General features: G+C 67.9%; 12 protein-coding genes and 2 tRNA genes. 5 read left to right on the top strand and 9 right to left on the bottom strand.

Annotated elements, in window-relative coordinates; genetic code table 11:
* Positions 1 to 174 precede the first annotated feature (174 nt).
* Positions 175 to 250: transfer RNA gene (locus MKD38_RS00300), tRNA-Lys, on the bottom strand.
* A gap of 141 nt (positions 251 to 391) precedes the next feature.
* Here MKD38_RS00300 and MKD38_RS00295 point away from each other — a divergent pair.
* Together MKD38_RS00295 and MKD38_RS00290 are read left to right on the top strand one after the other, a co-directional pair.
* Complete coding sequence (locus tag MKD38_RS00295) at positions 392 to 1,300, top strand: LysR substrate-binding domain-containing protein (RefSeq protein WP_252674171.1); 909 nt, start codon at positions 392 to 394, stop codon at positions 1,298 to 1,300.
* A gap of 140 nt (positions 1,301 to 1,440) precedes the next feature.
* Positions 1,441 to 2,829 carry an 8-oxoguanine deaminase gene (locus MKD38_RS00290; RefSeq protein ID WP_252674170.1) on the top strand — a complete coding sequence of 463 codons (1,389 nt, stop codon included), beginning with the start codon at positions 1,441 to 1,443 and terminating at the stop codon, positions 2,827 to 2,829.
* 78 nt (positions 2,830 to 2,907) lie between these two features.
* Here the strand turns inward: MKD38_RS00290 and MKD38_RS00285 are convergent.
* Positions 2,908 to 2,983 (bottom strand) — tRNA-Lys (locus MKD38_RS00285).
* A gap of 227 nt (positions 2,984 to 3,210) precedes the next feature.
* Between MKD38_RS00285 and MKD38_RS00280 the strand changes: the two genes are divergently transcribed.
* The gene (locus tag MKD38_RS00280) at positions 3,211 to 3,474 is read left to right on the top strand and encodes a DUF1488 family protein (RefSeq protein ID WP_018006788.1); all 264 of its coding nucleotides are present in this window, start codon (positions 3,211 to 3,213) and stop codon (positions 3,472 to 3,474) included.
* A 186-nt stretch (positions 3,475 to 3,660) separates the two neighbouring features.
* On the opposite strand, the gene MKD38_RS00275 is transcribed toward MKD38_RS00280, so the two are convergent.
* The 5 genes from MKD38_RS00275 to folD form a co-directional block, all read right to left on the bottom strand.
* Entirely contained in the window at positions 3,661 to 5,454 is a 1,794-nt protein-coding gene (locus MKD38_RS00275; RefSeq protein WP_252674169.1) for a SulP family inorganic anion transporter, read from the bottom strand.
* A 19-nt stretch (positions 5,455 to 5,473) separates the two neighbouring features.
* Positions 5,474 to 5,989 carry a homoprotocatechuate degradation operon regulator HpaR gene (hpaR, locus tag MKD38_RS00270; protein ID WP_252674168.1) on the bottom strand — a complete coding sequence of 172 codons (516 nt, stop codon included), beginning with the start codon at positions 5,987 to 5,989 and terminating at the stop codon, positions 5,474 to 5,476.
* Positions 5,990 to 6,098: 109 nt separating this feature from the next.
* Entirely contained in the window at positions 6,099 to 6,929 is an 831-nt protein-coding gene (gene xth / locus MKD38_RS00265; RefSeq protein ID WP_252674167.1) for an exodeoxyribonuclease III, read from the bottom strand.
* On the bottom strand, positions 6,926 to 9,010 hold the full coding sequence (locus MKD38_RS00260) for a M3 family metallopeptidase (protein ID WP_252674166.1): 2,085 nt from the start codon (positions 9,008 to 9,010) through the stop codon (positions 6,926 to 6,928). The genes xth and MKD38_RS00260 overlap by 4 nt, the downstream gene beginning before the upstream one ends.
* Positions 9,011 to 9,138: 128 nt before the next feature.
* The gene (folD, locus tag MKD38_RS00255; protein WP_115680008.1) at positions 9,139 to 9,990 is read right to left on the bottom strand and encodes a bifunctional methylenetetrahydrofolate dehydrogenase/methenyltetrahydrofolate cyclohydrolase FolD; all 852 of its coding nucleotides are present in this window, start codon (positions 9,988 to 9,990) and stop codon (positions 9,139 to 9,141) included.
* Positions 9,991 to 10,151: 161 nt separating this feature from the next.
* Here folD and MKD38_RS00250 point away from each other — a divergent pair, with 161 nt between their 5' ends.
* Complete coding sequence (locus MKD38_RS00250) at positions 10,152 to 10,832, top strand: hypothetical protein (RefSeq protein WP_252674165.1); 681 nt, start codon at positions 10,152 to 10,154, stop codon at positions 10,830 to 10,832.
* Between the two features lie 86 nt (positions 10,833 to 10,918).
* Here MKD38_RS00250 and MKD38_RS00245 read toward each other — a convergent pair whose 3' ends face one another.
* Positions 10,919 to 11,551, bottom strand: coding sequence for a response regulator transcription factor (locus MKD38_RS00245; RefSeq protein WP_012352577.1), 633 nt, complete (start codon positions 11,549 to 11,551; stop codon positions 10,919 to 10,921).
* Positions 11,552 to 11,710: 159 nt separating this feature from the next.
* Positions 11,711 to 14,272, bottom strand: coding sequence for a PAS domain-containing sensor histidine kinase (locus tag MKD38_RS00240; protein ID WP_371925599.1), 2,562 nt, complete (start codon positions 14,270 to 14,272; stop codon positions 11,711 to 11,713).
* 476 nt (positions 14,273 to 14,748) lie between these two features.
* On the opposite strand from MKD38_RS00240, the gene aceE reads away from it, so the two are divergent.
* On the top strand, positions 14,749 to 17,436 hold the full coding sequence (gene aceE, locus MKD38_RS00235) for a pyruvate dehydrogenase (acetyl-transferring), homodimeric type (protein ID WP_252674164.1): 2,688 nt from the start codon (positions 14,749 to 14,751) through the stop codon (positions 17,434 to 17,436).
* The last annotated feature ends 61 nt before the right edge of the window (positions 17,437 to 17,497 follow it).

Genomic DNA, 17,497 nt, shown 5'->3' with positions numbered 1-17,497 from the left:
GGAACTGTGTTCCACAATGGCGCCGGAGCGATTCAACCGGGAAAGCGCCTGCAGGGGAATTGGTGAGAACCCGCGTATCAAGAATCGGGCTGCACTGCCGATCGCGCGCGTGGCCGGGACGCAAGCGCCAAAGCAAAAAGCCGGAAGCAAGGCTTCCGGCTTTTCTGAATTCGCTGGTGGGGCGTGAGTGACTCGAACACTCGACCTACGGATTAAGAGTCCGCTGCTCTACCAACTGAGCTAACGCCCCAACGAAGAAAAAGATTGTAGCAAGGTATCGAATGCGGCGCAATAGCCTTTGCGGCATTTTTTGCGATGCCTGGCCGCTACAATGCCAGGCCGCCGTCATGTGCCACGGCCCGCCACCCGAACCCACCTGTTTGCCAGATCCATGCACGCCAGAGTCCTACGCTATCTCGACGAGGTCGTCCGCCGCGGCTCCATCCGCAAGGCGGCCGAGTACCTGCATGTAGCCCCGACCGCGGTCAACCGGCAGATCCTGGACCTGGAGGCGGAACTGGGCGCGCCGCTGTTCGAGCGCATCAACAAGCGCCTGCGGCTGACGCCGCTCGGCGAGATGGTGCTGGCACATGTCCGCCAGACGCTGCGCGAACACGACGCGCTGCGCGAGCGTATCGAGGACTTCAAGGGCGCGCGCCGGGGCGAGGTCACGGTGGCGGTGACGGCCGGCCTGGCGGGCTCGCTGATGCCGTCGCTGGTGCATGACTTCCGCCAGCGCTATCCGGGCATCGTGGTGCGCGTCAACGACCTGCCGGTGGCCGACATCGTGGCGGCGGTGGAGCAGGGCGATGCCGACCTCGGTCTGGGCTATGACCTGCCGGAACTGCCGGCCTTTCGTGTGCTGGCCAGCAGCGACTGGCAGATCGGCGCGGTGGTGCCGCCGGACCACGCGCTGGCGGCGCGGCCATCGGTGCTGCTGAGCGAGTGCGTCGGCTATCCGCTGATCCTGCCGGCAGCTTCCTTGTCGATCCGCGGCATCCTCGATGCGGCCTTTGCGCGCAACGCAATCGAAGTCTCGCCGGTGGCGGAGTCGACCTCGACCGTACTGATCCGCCAGCTGGTGCTGCTGGGGACCGGCATCGCGCTGCTGAACCCGCTCGATGTGATGGAGGAGCGCGCGCGCCAGGCGCTGGTGTACGTGCCCTTGCGCGACCGCCACCTGCAGGGCCAGACGCTGACACTGGTGGCGCGCGCCGGCGGCCAGCTCAGCGCCGCGGCGGGGCTGATGGCCGAGCGCATCGGCGACGCGCTGGCGACGCTGTTCGCGCAGGCCCGCTGAGGCGGGCTCTGGTAGATGTCCACTTTTTGTGGACAGGCTGCTCGGAATTCTATGCTTGGGAGGCGGCAACGCGCCGCCGTAGACTGGCGGCGATCGTATCTGCCCCTCAATCCCATCCGCTTCACAGAAGGAATGCCGCCATGACCCTGATTGCCCTCAATGCCGACGTCCTGGTGACCATGGACGCGCAGCGCCGCGAGATCCGCGACGGCGCGCTGGTCGCCGAAGGTCCCGCGGTGCAATGGGTTGGCCCCACCGCTGAGTTGCCGCCGCAATACCGGCGCATGGTCGACGACGGCAGCGCGCAGGTCCTCGACATGCGCGGCCGCGTGGTTACGCCCGGGCTGGTCAACACGCACCACCACATGTACCAGAGCCTGACGCGCGCGGTGCCGGCGGCGCAGGACGCCGAGCTGTTCTCGTGGCTGAGCAACCTGTACATGCTGTGGTCGCACCTGACGCCGGAAATGATCGCGGTGTCGACCAAGACCGCGATGGCCGAGCTGATGCTGTCGGGCTGCACCACCACCAGCGACCACCTCTACCTGTTTCCCAATGGTTCGCGCCTGGACGATTCGATCGCCGCGGCGCAGGAGATGGGCATGCGCTTCCATGCCGCGCGCGGCTCGATGAGCGTGGGCCGCAGCAAGGGTGGCCTGCCACCGGACGCGGTGGTGGAAGAAGAGGCCGCCATCCTGCGCGACAGCCAGCGGCTGGTGGAGCAGTACCACGACAGCGCGCGCCACGCGATGCTGCGCGTGGTGCTGGCGCCGTGCTCGCCGTTCTCGGTATCGCGCGACCTGATGCGGGAATCGGCGGTGATGGCGCGGCACTACGGCGTGTCACTGCATACGCACCTGGCCGAGAACGACAACGACATCGCCTATTCGCGCGAGAAGTTCGGCCTGACGCCGGCGCAGTATGCCGAAGACCTCGGCTGGGTCGGCCACGACGTGTGGCACGCGCACTGCGTCAAGCTGGACGACGAGGGCATCGCGCTGTTCGCGCGGACCGGCACCGGGGTGGCGCATTGCCCGTGCTCGAACATGCGGCTGGCATCGGGCATCGCGCCCGTGCGTGCCATGCGCGATGCGGGCGTGCCGGTGGGGCTGGGCGTGGACGGGAGCGCGTCGAACGACGGCGCGCATATGCTGGGCGAGGCGCGTCAGGCGATGCTGCTGCAGCGGGTCGGCTACGGGCCGGCCGCGATGAGCGCGCGCGAGGCGCTGGAAATCGCCACGCTGGGCGGCGCGCGCGTGCTCAACCGCGACGATATCGGCGCGCTGGCGCCGGGCATGTCGGCGGACTTCGTCGCCTTCGATCTGTCGTCGGTCGGCTTTGCCGGCGCCGGCCATGATCCGGTGGCAGCGCTGGTGTTCTGCACGCCGGCCAATGTCGCGGCCAGCGTGATCAATGGCAGGGAAGTCGTGCGTGACGGCGAGTTGCTCACCGCCGACCTGCCTGCCGTGCTGCTGCGCCATCGCACGCTGGCGCACACGCTGTTCGAGCGGGCCAGCGTCGGCGCGTGACGAGGTGCCGCGGCGCATCCGCGCCGCCCAAAGCAAAAGGCCGGAAGCATCGCTGCTTCCGGCCTTTCTTGTATTCGCTGGTGGGGCGTGAGTGACTCGAACACTCGACCTACGGATTAAGAGTCCGCTGCTCTACCAACTGAGCTAACGCCCCAACGAAGAACGAGATTCTAGCATGATTTCCGGCGCTGTCAATTGCCTGACGCAATTGCCATGGCAAGCTGCGCGAACGTGCCCCGCGTGCGAAGGGGTTGGCCGACGGAACCGAACGGCGGTCGCGGTGGTCTTCCGATTGAACCCTATCGCATAGGGTTCCACCCATACGATTTTGCCGGAGCCATGTTAGGATGTTTCTCCACTTGCATATGGAGGGCTGCACCGATGGATATCAAATTCCAAGAGCAAGAGCGCTACGACATCAATAACGAAGGCTTGTTGTTCCAGGCACTTGTCAATGGCGAGAAGGTGACTTGCGTGGTGACACGCGAAGCACTGTGGGAAGGTTTCAGCGCCGACCAGGTGCTGTCACTGGAAGAAGCATTCCGCGCCGGCCGCGAAACCATCGAACGCGCCGCCGTGGTGCTGATCGAGCAGGGCGCACCGCAGCCTATCGTCGTCAAGCGCGCCCACGTGGCGCCAATCTGATGCGGATGGATGCCCCGGCCAGCCCCAGGCAAGCCGCGGGCGCCCATCCGGAATCAGGTAGCAGAGCATAGGCCGTCCGGCCTTGCATGCCAGCCGGCGCCGCCGGCGCAGGCAATCCCAGTTTCTTACGCCTTTTTCTTTTTGCCGCCGTGACCGTGGCGAAGCGCGCCGGTGCGGGCGCTGCGTTCATGGCTGCGCGGACGCTGCCGTCGCCGCCGTGGCGCCCGGCCGCGACGCGCATTCCTCGAAGATGCGCACCGTGCAGCGGGCGCAGACTTCCGGCGACAGCTGGCCGATGATGGTGTGCAGCGCCTGCCGCTTGGTCGGGAACACATGGTCGGCGCCGAGCTTGTCGGTAAAGCCGGTCTGCGCCCAGGTCTGCAGCACCTGCGTGCGCGGACGGTGGAAGTACAGGTCGCCGCCGAGCGCGCGGCGCTCGCTCAGCTCGTATTCCCACATTTCCGCGCCGGCGAGGTCGATGAAGTTCATGCTCTTGGTCATCGCCAGCAGGTGGGTCTGGCCGGCATTGACGGTGCGCAGCCAGTGCAGGCGGTCGGTCACGTATTGCACCGCGCCGAAGTAGATCGCACCCTCCATGCGCAGCAGCTTGAGCTGCGGGCATTCCGGCTGCGGCCGGCGCAGCTCGTCCAGCGGCGTGAAGCGCCGGCCGGGATCGTCGGCATCCGGCACCAGGCTGCGCACCGCGGGCCGTGAGGTGCGGTACAGGTAGGCCACCAGCGACAGCACGGTGCCGAGCAGCACCGCCATTTCCAGCCGGATCACCAGCGTGGCGGCAAAGGTGCCGATGGCGATCGCGAACTCGGTGCGGCTGAGCGTGAAGATGCGGCGCAGCCGCGCGATGTCGAGCAGGCCCCACGCCACCAGCAGCAGCATCGCCGCGATCGCCGCCATCGGAATCTGCGCCAGCAGCGGCGCGCTGACCGCGACCAGCGCCACCAGCCACAGCGCCGAGAACACGCTCGCCAGCGGCGTGCGCGCGCCGGCCTCGAAGTTGGGCACCGAGCGGTTGAGCGAGCCGCACGAGATATAGCCGGAGAAGAAGCCGCCGGCGATATTCGACAGGCCCTGGCCGATGAACTCGCGGTTGGCATCGATATGCTGGCCCGAGCGCAACGCCACCGCCTTGGCGATCGAGATCGACTGGCCCAGCGCGACGATGGTCAGCGCCGCGGCGATGCCGAGCAGGTCGGGCAGCTTGCGCCAGTCCACGTCCGGCACCTGGAAGTGCGGCAGCGCCGACGGAATCGGCCCGACCACGTTGACGTGGTGGCCGCCGGCCTGGTTCAGCAGCAGCGCCACGCCATAGCCGGCCAGCAGGCCCAGCAGCATGAACGGCAGGCGCCGCCACAGCCGCTTGCACAGCAGCGTCACCGCCAGCGTGACCGCGCCCACCACGGCCGCGTCCCAGTTGATGGCATCGGCATGCTCGAACAGATGGCGCAGTACGCCGAAGGCGCTGGTGCCGGTCGGCACCGACAGGCCGAACAGGTCCTTCAGTGCGTACAGCCCGATCAGCGTGGCCGCGCCGCAAGTAAAGCCGAGCAGCACCGACGGCGAAATAAAGTTGGCTAGCGAACCCAGCCGCAGCGTGCCTACCGCCAGCTGCATCACGCCCACCACGATGGTCACCGCCAGCGCCAGCCCGATATAGGCCGGGCTGCCCGCGAACGCGAGCGGGCTCAGCATCGCGAACAGGGCCAGCGAGTTGGCGTTGGTCGGCCCCGACATGACGTGCCAGCTGGAGCCGAACAGCGCCGCGACGATGCATGGCACCACCGCGCTGTAGATGCCGTACTGCGGCGGCAGGCCGGCCAGCGTAGCGAACGCCACCCCCTGCGGCAACACCAGCACGGCGCCGAGCAGCCCCGCGACCAGGTCGGCGCGCAGCGTGGTCGGGTCGACGCGCTGGCTCCAGGGGAACAGGCGCGGCAGCAGGGATGCGGTGGTAGGCGAAGGCATCGGCAAGAAACGGTGCGGGCTAGCCGGCTTCGCCGCCGCGTCCGGACGGCGGCAAGACGGCGGGGGCTGGCGCAGTGGATTGTGGTGCGGCCTGCGGGCCCAGGCTGGCCAGCATGGCGTCGAGCGCGCGATAGACCTCGGCCAGGCGCTCGGCCCCCAGCTGCTGCGCGAGCTGCTGGTAGCGGGCGTCGATCAGCGGTTCCATCTGCGCTATGATCTCGCGCGCGGCACCGGTCAGGTTGATCAGCTGGCGGCGCTGGTCGGTGGCCGAGCGCGTGCGTGCCACCAGCCCGGCGTCTTCCATGCCCGCCAGCATGCGCGTCAGGCTGGGGCTCAGGATCAGGCAGGCCTCGGCGAGCTGGTTGGGCTCCATCGGCCCGCGCTCGTTGAGCGTGCGCAGCACGCGCCATTGCTGCTCGGTCACGCCGAACTGCCGCAGGATCGGCCGGAAGCCGGCCAGCAACGCTTCGCGCGCTTGCAGCAGCAGGTGAGGGAGATTGCGATGGCGAAACATGGCCTGGGCGGGAGGGCTCATGCCCGCAGTGTAGCGGGCGCGGCCGGGCGCGGCGAGCGGGGCTTGCCCGGGCTTGCCTGAACCCGCGCCACGCGCCAGTGCGGCCGGCAGGCGCGCACGCCGCGCAGGGTCAGCCGCAATGCAGCGTCGCCACCACCGGCGTGTGGTCGGACGGCTGCTCCCACGTGCGCGGCACCCGGTCGATCACGCAAGCGCTGCACTGCTCGGTGAGCGCCGGCGACAGCAGGATATGGTCGATGCGCAGCCCGGCATTGCGCCGGAACGCCAGCATGCGGTAGTCCCACCACGAGAACGCCTTTTCCGGCTGCTCGAACTTGCGGAACGCATCGGCCAGGCCCAGTTCGACCAGCGCGGCAAAGGCGGCGCGCTCCGGCGGCGAGACCAGGTTCTGCCCTTCCCACTTGGCCGGGTCGTGCACGTCGCGGTCCTCCGGCGCGATATTGAAGTCGCCCAGCAGCGCCAGCCGCGGGTGGCGCGCCATTTCCTCGCGCAGCCACGCGGTCATCGCTTCCAGCCATTGCAGCTTGTAGGCGAACTTGTCCGAGTCGGGCGCCTGCCCGTTGGGGAAATAGGCGCAGACCAGGCGCAGGTCGCCGTAGGTCGCGGCGATCACGCGCTGCTGCACGTCCTCGAAGCCGGGGATGTTGCGCACCACGTCGACGGGGCCGGGCATGCTCGCGTCGCGCGCCAGGATGGCGACGCCGTTGTACGTTTTCTGGCCGGTGTAGACGCTGTGGAAACCGGCGTTCTCCAGTTCGGCCAGCGGGTACTTGTCGTCGGGCAGCTTCAGTTCCTGCAGGCACAGCGCGTCGATCGGCGCGCCGGCCTGGTCCTGTTCGGCCAGCCATTGCAGCACCTGCGGCAGGCGAACTTTCAGCGAATTGACGTTCCAGCTGGCGATGCGCAAGGGGCCCTGGCCCGGCAGTCCCAGCGCGCTCATGCCGCCATCCCGCCGTGGCGCAGCAGCGCGTCGATCTGCGGCGCGCGGCCGCGGAAGGCCACGAACGAGTCCATCGCCGGGCGGCTGCCGCCCACCGACAGGATCTCGCGCTGGTAGCGCGCGCCGGTTTCGCTGTCGAGCACCGTGCCCGAGAGCTGCGCGGCCTCTTCGAACGCCGCGTAGACATCGGCCGACAGCACTTCGGCCCACTTGTAGCTGTAATAGCCCGCGGCATAGCCGCCGGCGAAGATATGGCTGAAGGTGTTCGGCCAGCGCGACAGCGGATGCTGCGGCACCACGTGCACGCGGTCGTTGATCTGGCGCGACAGTTCCAGCACCGAGGTGGCGCCGGCCGGGTCGAAGTCGGTGTGCAGATGCATGTCGAACGACGAGAACACGATCTGGCGCAGCGTCATCATGCCGTTCTGGAAGTTCTTGGCCGCCAGCATGCGGTCGAACAGCGCGCGCGGCAGCGGCGCGCCGGTGTCGACGTGCTGCGTCATGCCGGTCAGCACTTCGTATTCCCAGCAGAAATTCTCCATGAACTGCGACGGCAGCTCCACCGCGTCCCACTCCACGCCGTTGATGCCCGACACGCCCAGCTCGCCGACCTGCGTCAGCATGTGGTGCAGGCCGTGGCCGAACTCGTGGAACAGCGTGATGACCTCATCGTGCGTGAACAGCGCGGGCTTGCCGCCGACCGGCGCCGAGAAATTGCAGGTCAGGTAGGCCACCGGGGTCTGCACGCCGCCGTGCTCGAGCACCTTGCGACCGCGCGCGTCGTCCATCCACGCGCCGCCGCGCTTGCCTTCGCGCGCGTACAGGTCGATGTAGAACTGGGCCAGCAGGGTGCCGTCGGCGGTGCAGACGCGGAAGAAGCGCGCGTCCGGGTGCCAGGTCTGCGCCTGCTCGGGCTCGATGCGCACCGAGAACAGCTTCTGCACCACGCCGAACAGGCCTTCCAGGACCTTGGCTTCCGGGAAATACTGCTTGACCTCGTGTTCGGAGAACGCATAGCGCTGCTGGCGCAGCTTCTCCGAGGCATAGGCCACGTCCCACGGCGCCAGCTCCGGCAGGCCCAGCTCGGCCGCGGCGAAGGCCTTCAGCTCGGCCCAGTCCTGTTCGGCATAGGGGCGCGCCTTGACCGCCAGTTCGTCGAGGAACTTGAGCACCTCGGCGGGCGACTCGGCCATCTTCGGCACCAGCGAGACTTCGCCATAGCACTGGTAGCCCAGCATCTGCGCCTCTTCGCGGCGCAGCGCCAGCTGCTCGCGCATATTGGCGGTGTTGTCCCAGTCGGCCTGGCCCTGGCCGTGCTGCGGCCCGAGCTCGGACGCGCGCGTGACGTTGGCTTCGTACAGGGTCTGGCGCAGCGCGCGGTCGTCGGCGTACTGCAGCACCGGGAAGTAAGAGGGGAAGTGCAGCGTGAACTTCCAGCCGGCCTTGCCGTCCTTGTCTGCGGCGTGGCGGGCGGCTTCACGGACATCGTCGGGCAGGCCGGGCAGGCGCGCCTCATCCTCGATGACCAGCGCGTAGGCGTTGGTCGCGTCAAGCACGTGGTCGGAGAAGGCCTTGGACAGCTGGGCCTGCTGCTCCTGGATCTCGGCAAAGCGGGGCTTCTTGTCCTCGGGCAGTTCGGCGCCGCCCAGGCGGAAGCCGCGCAGCTCGTTTTCGATCAGCTGGTGGCGCGCCGCGCTCATGCCGGCGAACTCGGGGCTGGCCGCCAGCGCCTTGTACTTGTCGTACAGCGCCAGGCTCTGGCCCAGCGATGACCAGAACTCGGTCATGCGCGGCAGGTTTTCGGCATGCGCTTGGCGCAGCTCGGGCGTATCGGCGACGGCGCTGAGGTGGCTGACCACGCCCCAGGCGCGGCCCAGCGGCTCGGTGGCGGTTTCCAGCGCCTGCACGGCGTTGGCCCAGTCGGCGGGCGTGGCCGGATCCTCGGCGCGGGCGACGGCCTGTTGCGCGCGCTCCAGCAGCACGTCGAGCGCAGGGCTGATGTGCTCCGGCCGGATCTCGGCAAAGCGGGGCAGGTCGGAAAAGTCCAGCAGCGGATTGGTAGCGTTGGCGGCGTGGTCCATGGCGTGTTCTCGGTTGGCTGCTCGGTTGGCTCGGCTTGGTCAGGCAATATTCCCGCAGATGGGGCCGGGGCGGTGGATTTTCCAGGGCCCCGGGTGGCGCATCGGGCGCCGGCGGCAAGTCGCGAAGCTCAGCCCGCGGCGCGCTCGGCGGCTTCCAGTGTATTGATCAGCAGCATGGTGATGGTCATCGGCCCCACGCCGCCAGGCACCGGCGTGATGTAGCCGGCGACTTCGCGCACGCCGGCGAAGTCGACATCGCCGCACAGCTTGCCGTGGTCATCGCGGTTCATGCCGACATCGATTACCACCGCGCCGGGCTTGACCATGTCGGCCGTGATCAGGTTGCGCTTGCCGACCGCGGCCACCACCACGTCGGCGTCGCGGGTGTGGGCGCCGATATCGCGGGTCTTGCTGTTGCAGATGGTGACGGTGGCGCCGGCCTGCAGCAGCAGCATTGCCATCGGCTTGCCGACGATATTGGAGGCGCCCACCACCACCGCGCGCGCGCCGCGCAGCGGGTACTGGATCGATTCCAGCATCTTCATGCAGCCGTAGGGCGTGCACGGGCGGAACAGCGGGGCGCCGGTCATCAGCGCGCCGGCGTTGGCCACGTGGAAGCCGTCGACGTCCTTTTCCGGGGCGATCGCTTCGAGCACCTTGTGGCTGTCGATGTGCTTGGGCAGCGGCAACTGCACCAGGATGCCGTGGATGCGGGGATCGCGGTTGAGGGCGTCGATGCGGGCCAGCAGGTCGGCCTCGGACAGGTCGGCCGGATAACGGTCCAGCGATGAATGGAAGCCATTGTCCTCGCAGGCCTTGACCTTGTTGCGCACGTAGACCTGGCTGGCCGGGTCTTCGCCCACCAGGACCACGGCCAGGCCGGGCTGGTGGCCGCGTTCGGTCAGGCGCGCGGCGCGCTGGGCGGCTTCGGAGCGGATTTGCTTGGCAAGGGCGTTGCCGTCGATCAGTTGGGCAGGCATGGAGGCAGGGCGGGAATGATGGCGAGAAGGTGGCGGCGCCGGCCCGCGCGGGCGCGCGGCAGGGGCCAAAGGCGGAATTATAAGGGTTGCGCGAGGCCAGTCGCACTGAGCTTGACCGACGGCAGCGATGGCGCCGGCCCAGCACTGGTAGCATCGGCCGCATGCCTACCGCGCTTGCCTCGACACTGTCCGATCCGCTGCTGGTGCTGCTGTCCGTGTGCGGACTGCTGTGGGCACTGACGCGCCGGCCCTGGCGGCTGCTGCGCCGCGATGCGCTGCAGAATGCCTGGCTCGGCGCGATGCTGCTGGTGGCGCTGCTGTGGACGGTGCGCGCGACGCTGGCAGGCGGCATGGTGATCCAGCTGCTCGGCGCCACGCTGATGGTGACGCTGTTCGGGCTGCCGCTGGCGCTGCTGTCGCTGTTCGCCGCCGACGTGGTCTCGCTGCTGGGGCTGGAGTACCTGGCCGGGCACGGCTGGAGCCAGTTCGACTGGGCTGCGCTGTGGGTGCGCTATGTCTGGCTGGCACTGTTGCCGGCGCTGCTCTCGGCCGGCTTGCAGGCGGCGATGCGGCGCCTGCTGCCGCGCCACCCGTTCGTCTTCATCCTGGGGCATGGGTATTTCACCGCCGGACTGGCCGCGCTGGGGGCCGGGGCGGCGCAGGCGGCGTGGCGCTACCTGACCATGCCGGGACAGCCACTGAGCCTTGCCGACAGCCTGCTTGGAGCCGTCATCCTGGCCTTCGGCGAGGCCTTCCTCACCGGCATGCTGGTCGCGGTGTTTGTGGTCTATCGGCCACAGTGGGTGGCGACCTTCCGCGACGAGGATTACCTCGGGCGCTGAGCGGTGTGCGGCAGGGCGTGGGGAAGGGCGCAGCGGGGCGCAGGCGCGGCCTTGGGCCGCACCAGGCAAGGGCGGGCGCCAGCCGCTCAGCTGTTGCGAGACAGCGCCAGGCGCAGCAGGTCGGCGACAGTGTTGACGTTGAGCTTTTCCATGATGTTGGCGCGGTGCGCCTCCACGGTCTTGATGGAAATGCCCAGGTCGTCGGCGATCTGCTTGTTCAGGCGGCCGGCCACGATCCGCTCCAGCACCTGCTGCTCGCGCGTGGTCAGCTTGCCCAGCAGGTCCTTGGCGGCGCGCTGCTCGCGCGCGGTGGAGTGGTCGGTGCGGGCCTTCTGCAGCATGCGCTCGACCAGCGCGCGCAACTCGGACTCGTCGAAGGGCTTTTCGATAAAGTCGATCGCGCCGCGCTTCATCGTCGATACCGCCATCGGCACGTCGCCGTGGCCGGTAATGAAGACGATCGGAATATCGATCTGCTCGGCCAGCATGCGCTCCTGCAGCTCGGGCCCGCTCATGCCGGGCATGCGCACGTCCAGGATCAGGCAGGACACCTGGCTGGCGTCGTAGGCGGCGAGGAACTGCTCGGCGCTGGTGAAGCTGCGCACCTGATAGCCATTGCCCTCCAGCAGCCAGGTCAGCGAGTCGCGCATGGCTTCATCGTCGTCGACGATGAACACGGTCTCGCCGCGGTGGGGCGTGGGGTTTGGCGTTGCGGTCATGTAGTCTCCTCGGGACAACAATTCATTGCTGCGAAGTGTAACCGGCAGCGGCCCTCTGTGGCGAGACAGGCCCCCCACGTCGGAGGGGAAGCGGCGCGGCCGGCATCGGGCAGTCGATGATGCGCAAGGGTGCGCGCGGCCCGCATGCGCGGGCTCTGGTTATTCGGCCAGGGTTTCGGCCAGCGCCGACTGCAGCGGCAGCATGATCTTGAATGTACAGCCAATGCCGTCGACATTGTTCTCGACCCACAGCCGGCCCTGGTGCGATTCGATGATCGAGCGGCAGATGTTCAGCCCCATGCCCATGCCGTCGGACTTGGTGCTGAAGAAGGGCTCGAACAGCCGCTCCTTGGTGGCTTCGTCGACGCCCGGGCCCTGGTCGATCACGTCGATATGGACGTTGTCGCCGATCTCGCCGGACTCGACCCGCGCGTGCAGCCGCACCACGCCGCCGGCGCGTATCGCCGGCAGCCCGGCCATGGCCTCGACCGCGTTCTTGAGCAGGTTCACCAGCACCTGTTCGATCAGCACCGGATCGACATAGACCGTCAGCGGCGGCGCCGGCAGCCGGGTCAGGATGGTGACGCGGCGGCGCGTGGCCTCCAGGTCGGCCAGGCCCACCGCGTCGGCGACGATGTCGTGCAGCGCGGCCTCGCGCCGCTGCGGCTGGCTGCGCTTCACGAAGCCGCGGATGCGGCTGATGATGGTGCCGGCCCGCACCGCCTGCGCCGAGGTCTTCTCCAGCACCGGGATCAGGTCCTCGGGCGTGCTGCGCCCCGAATGCAGCCGCGCCACCGCGCCCATGCAGTAGTTGTTGATCGCCGCCAGCGGCTGGTTCAGCTCGTGCGCCAGCGACGATGCCATCTCGCCCATGGTGGTCAGGCGGCTGGTGAACTGCAGGCGCTCTTCATGCTGGCGCGCCATTTCCTCGGCGGCCTTGCGCACGGTGATGTCGGTGGCGATCTGCATCTGCGCCAGGTGGCCGTCGACCCACTGGATATAGCGGCGGCGCACTTCGAACCATTTCTGCATGTCGGGCACGAACACCTCGCGCGCATCCGACGCGTACGGCATCAGCTCCGATGCCGGCAGGCCGGCATAGGCATCGACATAGTCGGTGTTGTCGCTGGAGACCTGGTCCTTGTCGAGCTCGTCGCCGGCCAGCTTGACGTGGCCCTCGGCCTCCCAGCCGAACAGCTGGCGGTAATAGCGGTTGGCGAACAGCAGCTCGGCCTTGTCGGTGGCCAGCACCGACACCGCGGCGTCCAGGCTTTCCAGCACGGTGGTGAAGCGGTCGTGCGCGGCGGCCAGTTCCTCGCGCGCGCGCTTGGGCTCGGTGATGTCCGTCATCGAGCTCATCCAGCCGGTATGGCGGCCGCGGCTGTCGACCAGCGGCGACACATACATGCGGGCATAGAAGCTGCTGCCGTCGCGGCGCATCACGCGCATCTCGTAGCCGCCGGCGGGCGACTTGCCCTGCAGCGTCAGGTCGATCTGCTTCTGCATCTCCTGCTGGTCGTTGGGCGGCCAGTAGGGGAAGGGCGGCAGGCGCCCGACCAGGTCGTTTTCCTGCCAGCCGGTCATGCGGCAGAACGCCGGGTTGACGTAGGTAATGCGGCCGTTCAGGTCGAGTGCGCGCAGGCCGATCAGCATCGAGTTTTCCATCGCGCGCCGGAACGAGGTCTCGGCCAGCAGCGCGCGCTGCGCCTCGGAGCGGCGGCTGGTGTGCCGCCACATGCTCCACAGGCTCCACAGCAGGAAGCAGGACAGCCCCACCACCAGCCACAGCAGCATGTTGTTGGGCAGGTTCGATGCCGGCGGATAGGCATCGGCGCGCAGCGACAGCGAATGGCCCGGCGGGTCGAGCAGCACCTCGTACGACAGCGCGTTGCCCGGCACTGGCCGCAGCGAGGTGCTGGCGCGGGTCTGGTTGTTCTTGTCGATCAGCGAGAAGCGGTAGCGCTCGGTCAGCTCGGGCGGCAGCAGGTGGGTCAGGATGCCGTTGATCGAATACAGCGCACCCAGCGTGCCGAGGAACTCGTTGTCGCGCACGATCGGCACTTCCATCAGCATGAAGCTGTCGCCGCGTTCGTTGACCAGCGGGCGCGAGTAGACCACGCGCTGGGTCTCGCGCGCGGCGTCGAAGGTGTCGAGCACTTCGGGCTCGAGCGGCTGGTCCTGGTTCTCGCGCAGGCGGCTGGCGAACTCGGAGGTCGAGGGCAGCGACCAGCGCCCGCGCTTGGTGGCGTCGAGCCAGTTGATGAAGACGATCTCGGGGTTCTCGCGCAGGATTTCCTGCGCCGCGGTGCGGTAGGCGCCTTGCTCCAGCTGAGCGGCGGCGATGTCGCGCGCGAGCGAGGCCAGCTGGTCCTGGTTGCTCAGCAGCGACAGGCGCACGCGCTGCTGCGCCCAGGCCGCGTCGCGGTACAGCGCGTCGCGCTGCTGCTGGCGTTCGGTCTCGTGCAGCGACCACAGGATCACGCCCATGGCCACGGTGAAGAGCACAATGGCAACCAGCGGGATGAACATGAACCAGCTGGTGGCGACCAGGTTGCGCCAGCGCAGCCACCACAGGCCGCGCGGCGGCGCCACCGGGACGCCGTCGTCCGGTCCCAGCGCCTCGATCGGCCCCAGGCCGGCCGCTGCGGAAGGCGCATGCGGGACATGCGCGGACTCGCCGCCGGCGGCCTTGGCTGTACCCGACGCATCGGAGGGAAGCATGGCGGCACGCAGGCTGCGGAAAAGACGATCGAGGCGGTTGGAAAACGGCATGGGAGGGATTGACGGCTGACCGACCAGTGTACCGAGATTATTGCGGTGCGTCGCTTGGGGAAAGCGCCAATGAAATCCCGGCGCCGCGTGCCGGCGGCGGCAGGGTGAAGGCACGCGGCATGCGGGTTCAACGGTGCTTCTTGGTGCGCTGCCGCATAATTCCACATTATAAAAAACGATATCGCAATTTGAAAATTTCCCTTGTGCTCGACATTGGGCTTCCATAGAATCGGTCCGACCCAAGAATGCGGGCGGTAGCCATGCGTCTGCCGCGCGGAGAAACCGGAACAGGTTTCCCGGCGGCGGCCCCGATGCAAGGCGGCAATGGCGCCGATCCTCCGCAAGTCGGTGCGAGTCATACGTTGAGTCGTGTCCGGCGCTGCCAGCGCGGACGCGGAAGCCAAGAATTCACCCAGGAGACAGTCATGTCCGCCGTACCAGAGCAGATCCTCGGCGCCTCGAGCGCCAACGACGCCGATCCCCAGGAAACCCATGAATGGCTCGACGCCCTGCAGGGCGTGCTGGCCGCGGAAGGCCCGGCGCGCGCCGCCTTCCTGATCGACAAGCAGATCGAATACGCACGCGTGAACGGCGTGACCCAGCCGTTCCACGCCGAGACCCAGTACATCAACACCATCCCGGTCGAGCAGCAGGCCCGCATCCCCGGCGACCAGGACATCGAGCACCGGATCCGCTCGTACACCCGCTGGAACGCCATGGCAATGGTGCTGCGCGCCAACAAGCACACCAACGTCGGCGGCCATATCTCGTCGTTTGCCTCGGCGGCCACGCTGTACGACGTCGGCTACAACCACTTCTGGCGCGCCCCGTCGGAACAGAGCGGTGGCGACCTGGTCTTCGTGCAGGGCCACTCGGCGCCGGGCGTGTACTCGCGCGCCTTCCTGCTGGGCCGCCTGACGCCCGACCAGCTCGATAACTTCCGCCAGGAAGTCGACGGCAAGGGCATCTCGTCGTACCCGCACCCGTGGCTGATGCCGGATTTCTGGCAGTTCCCGACGGTGTCGATGGGCCTCGGCCCGATCATGGCCATCTACCAGGCCCGCTTCATGAAGTACCTGGACAGCCGCGGCCTGGCCAAGGCCGGCGACCGCAAGGTCTGGGCCTTCCTGGGCGACGGCGAGACCGACGAGCCGGAATCGCTGGGCGCGATCGGCATGGCCGGCCGCGAGAAGCTCGACAACCTGGTCTTCGTCATCAACTGCAACCTGCAGCGCCTGGACGGCCCGGTGCGCGGCAACGGCAAGATCATCCAGGAACTGGAGTCCGAGTTCCGCGGCGCCGGCTGGAACGTGATCAAGGTGGTGTGGGGCAGCAAGTGGGACGCGCTGCTGGCGCGCGACACCAAGGGCCTGCTGATGAAGCGCATGATGGAATGCGTGGACGGCGAGTACCAGACCATGAAGGCCAAGGACGGCGCCTACGTGCGCGAGCACTTCTTCAACACCCCTGAGCTGAAGGCGATGGTCGCCGATTGGTCCGACGAGGACATCTGGCGCCTGAACCGCGGCGGCCACGACCCGCACAAGATCTACGCCGCCTACAAGGCCGCCAGCGAGCACAAGGGCCAGCCCACGCTGATCCTGGCCAAGACCATCAAGGGCTATGGCATGGGCGACGCCGGCCAGGCCATGAACGTCGCGCACCAGCAGAAGAAGATGCCGGTCGACGCGATCCGCAAGTTCCGCGACCAGTTCAACCTGCCGGTTGCCGACGACAAGCTGGAAGACGTGCCGTACATCACCTTCGAGGAAGGCTCGAAGGAACTGGAATACATGCGCCAGGCGCGCATGAACCTGGGCGGCTACCTGCCGGCGCGCCGGCAGAAGGCCGAAGCGCTGCAGGTGCCCGAGCTGAAGGCGTTCGAAGCCCTGCTCAAGGCCACCGGCGAAGGCCGCGAAGTGTCCACCACCATGGCCTTCGTGCGGATCCTGAACACGCTGCTGAAGGACAAGCAGATCGGCAAGCACGTAGTGCCCATCGTGCCGGACGAGTCGCGCACCTTCGGCATGGAAGGCCTGTTCCGCCAGGTCGGCATCTGGAACCAGGAAGGCCAGAAGTACGTGCCGGAAGACCATGACCAGCTGATGTTCTACAAGGAATCGCAGACTGGCCAGGTGCTGCAGGAAGGCATCAACGAAGCCGGCGCCATGTGCGACTGGATCGCCGCCGCCACGTCGTACTCGACCCACGGCGTGCAGATGATCCCGTTCTACATCTACTACTCGATGTTCGGCATCCAGCGTATCGGCGACCTGTGCTGGGCCGCCGCCGACATGCGCTCGCGCGGCTTCCTGCTGGGCGGCACCGCCGGCCGCACCACGCTGAACGGCGAAGGCCTGCAGCATGAAGACGGCCATTCGCACGTGTTCCACGCCGTCATCCCCAACTGCATCTCGTATGACCCGACCTTCCAGTACGAGCTGGCGGTGATCATGCAGGACGGCCTGCGCCGCATGTATGCCGAGCAGGAAGACGTCTACTACTACCTGACGGTGATGAACGAGAACTACGAGCATCCGGAAATGCCGGCTGGCGTAGAGCAGGACATCGTCAAGGGCATGTACCAGTTCCGCAAGGGCGTCGAGAACAGCAACGCGCCGCGCGTGCAGCTGCTGGGCTCGGGCACGATCTTCCGCGAGGTGATCGCCGCCGCCGAGTTGCTGAAGAAGGACTGGGGCGTCGAGTCCGACCTGTGGGGCTGCCCGAGCTTCACCGAGCTGGCGCGCGACGGCCAGGCCGCCGAGCGCTACAACCTGCTGCACCCGGCCGAGACCCAGCGCGAAGCCTTTGTCACGCAGAAGCTGAAGTCGGCGCGCGGCCCGGTGATTGCCTCGACCGACTACGTGCGCACCTTCGCCGAACAGATCCGTCCGTATGTGCCGCGCCGCTACGTGGTGCTGGGCACCGACGGCTTCGGCCGCTCGGACACGCGCGAGAAGCTGCGCCACTTCTTCGAAGTGGACCGCTACTGGGTCACGCTGGCCGCGCTCAAGGCGCTGGCCGACGAGGGCGCGATCGGCCGCGACAAGGTCGCCGAGGCCATCAAGAAGTACAACCTCGACCCGAACAAGCCTAACCCGATGTCGGTCTGATCCGGCAGCCTGCACCCACCCCCGCAGTACGGCAGCGCCGTGCCGCGGGCGCCCCGGCACA

The organism is Cupriavidus sp. WGlv3, assembly GCF_023952475.1.
GTDB classification, from domain to species: Bacteria; Pseudomonadota; Gammaproteobacteria; order Burkholderiales; family Burkholderiaceae; genus Cupriavidus; species Cupriavidus phytorum.
The sequence above is the reverse complement of the archived record's forward strand: the minus strand, read 5'-3'. Positions and strand labels throughout refer to the sequence as shown.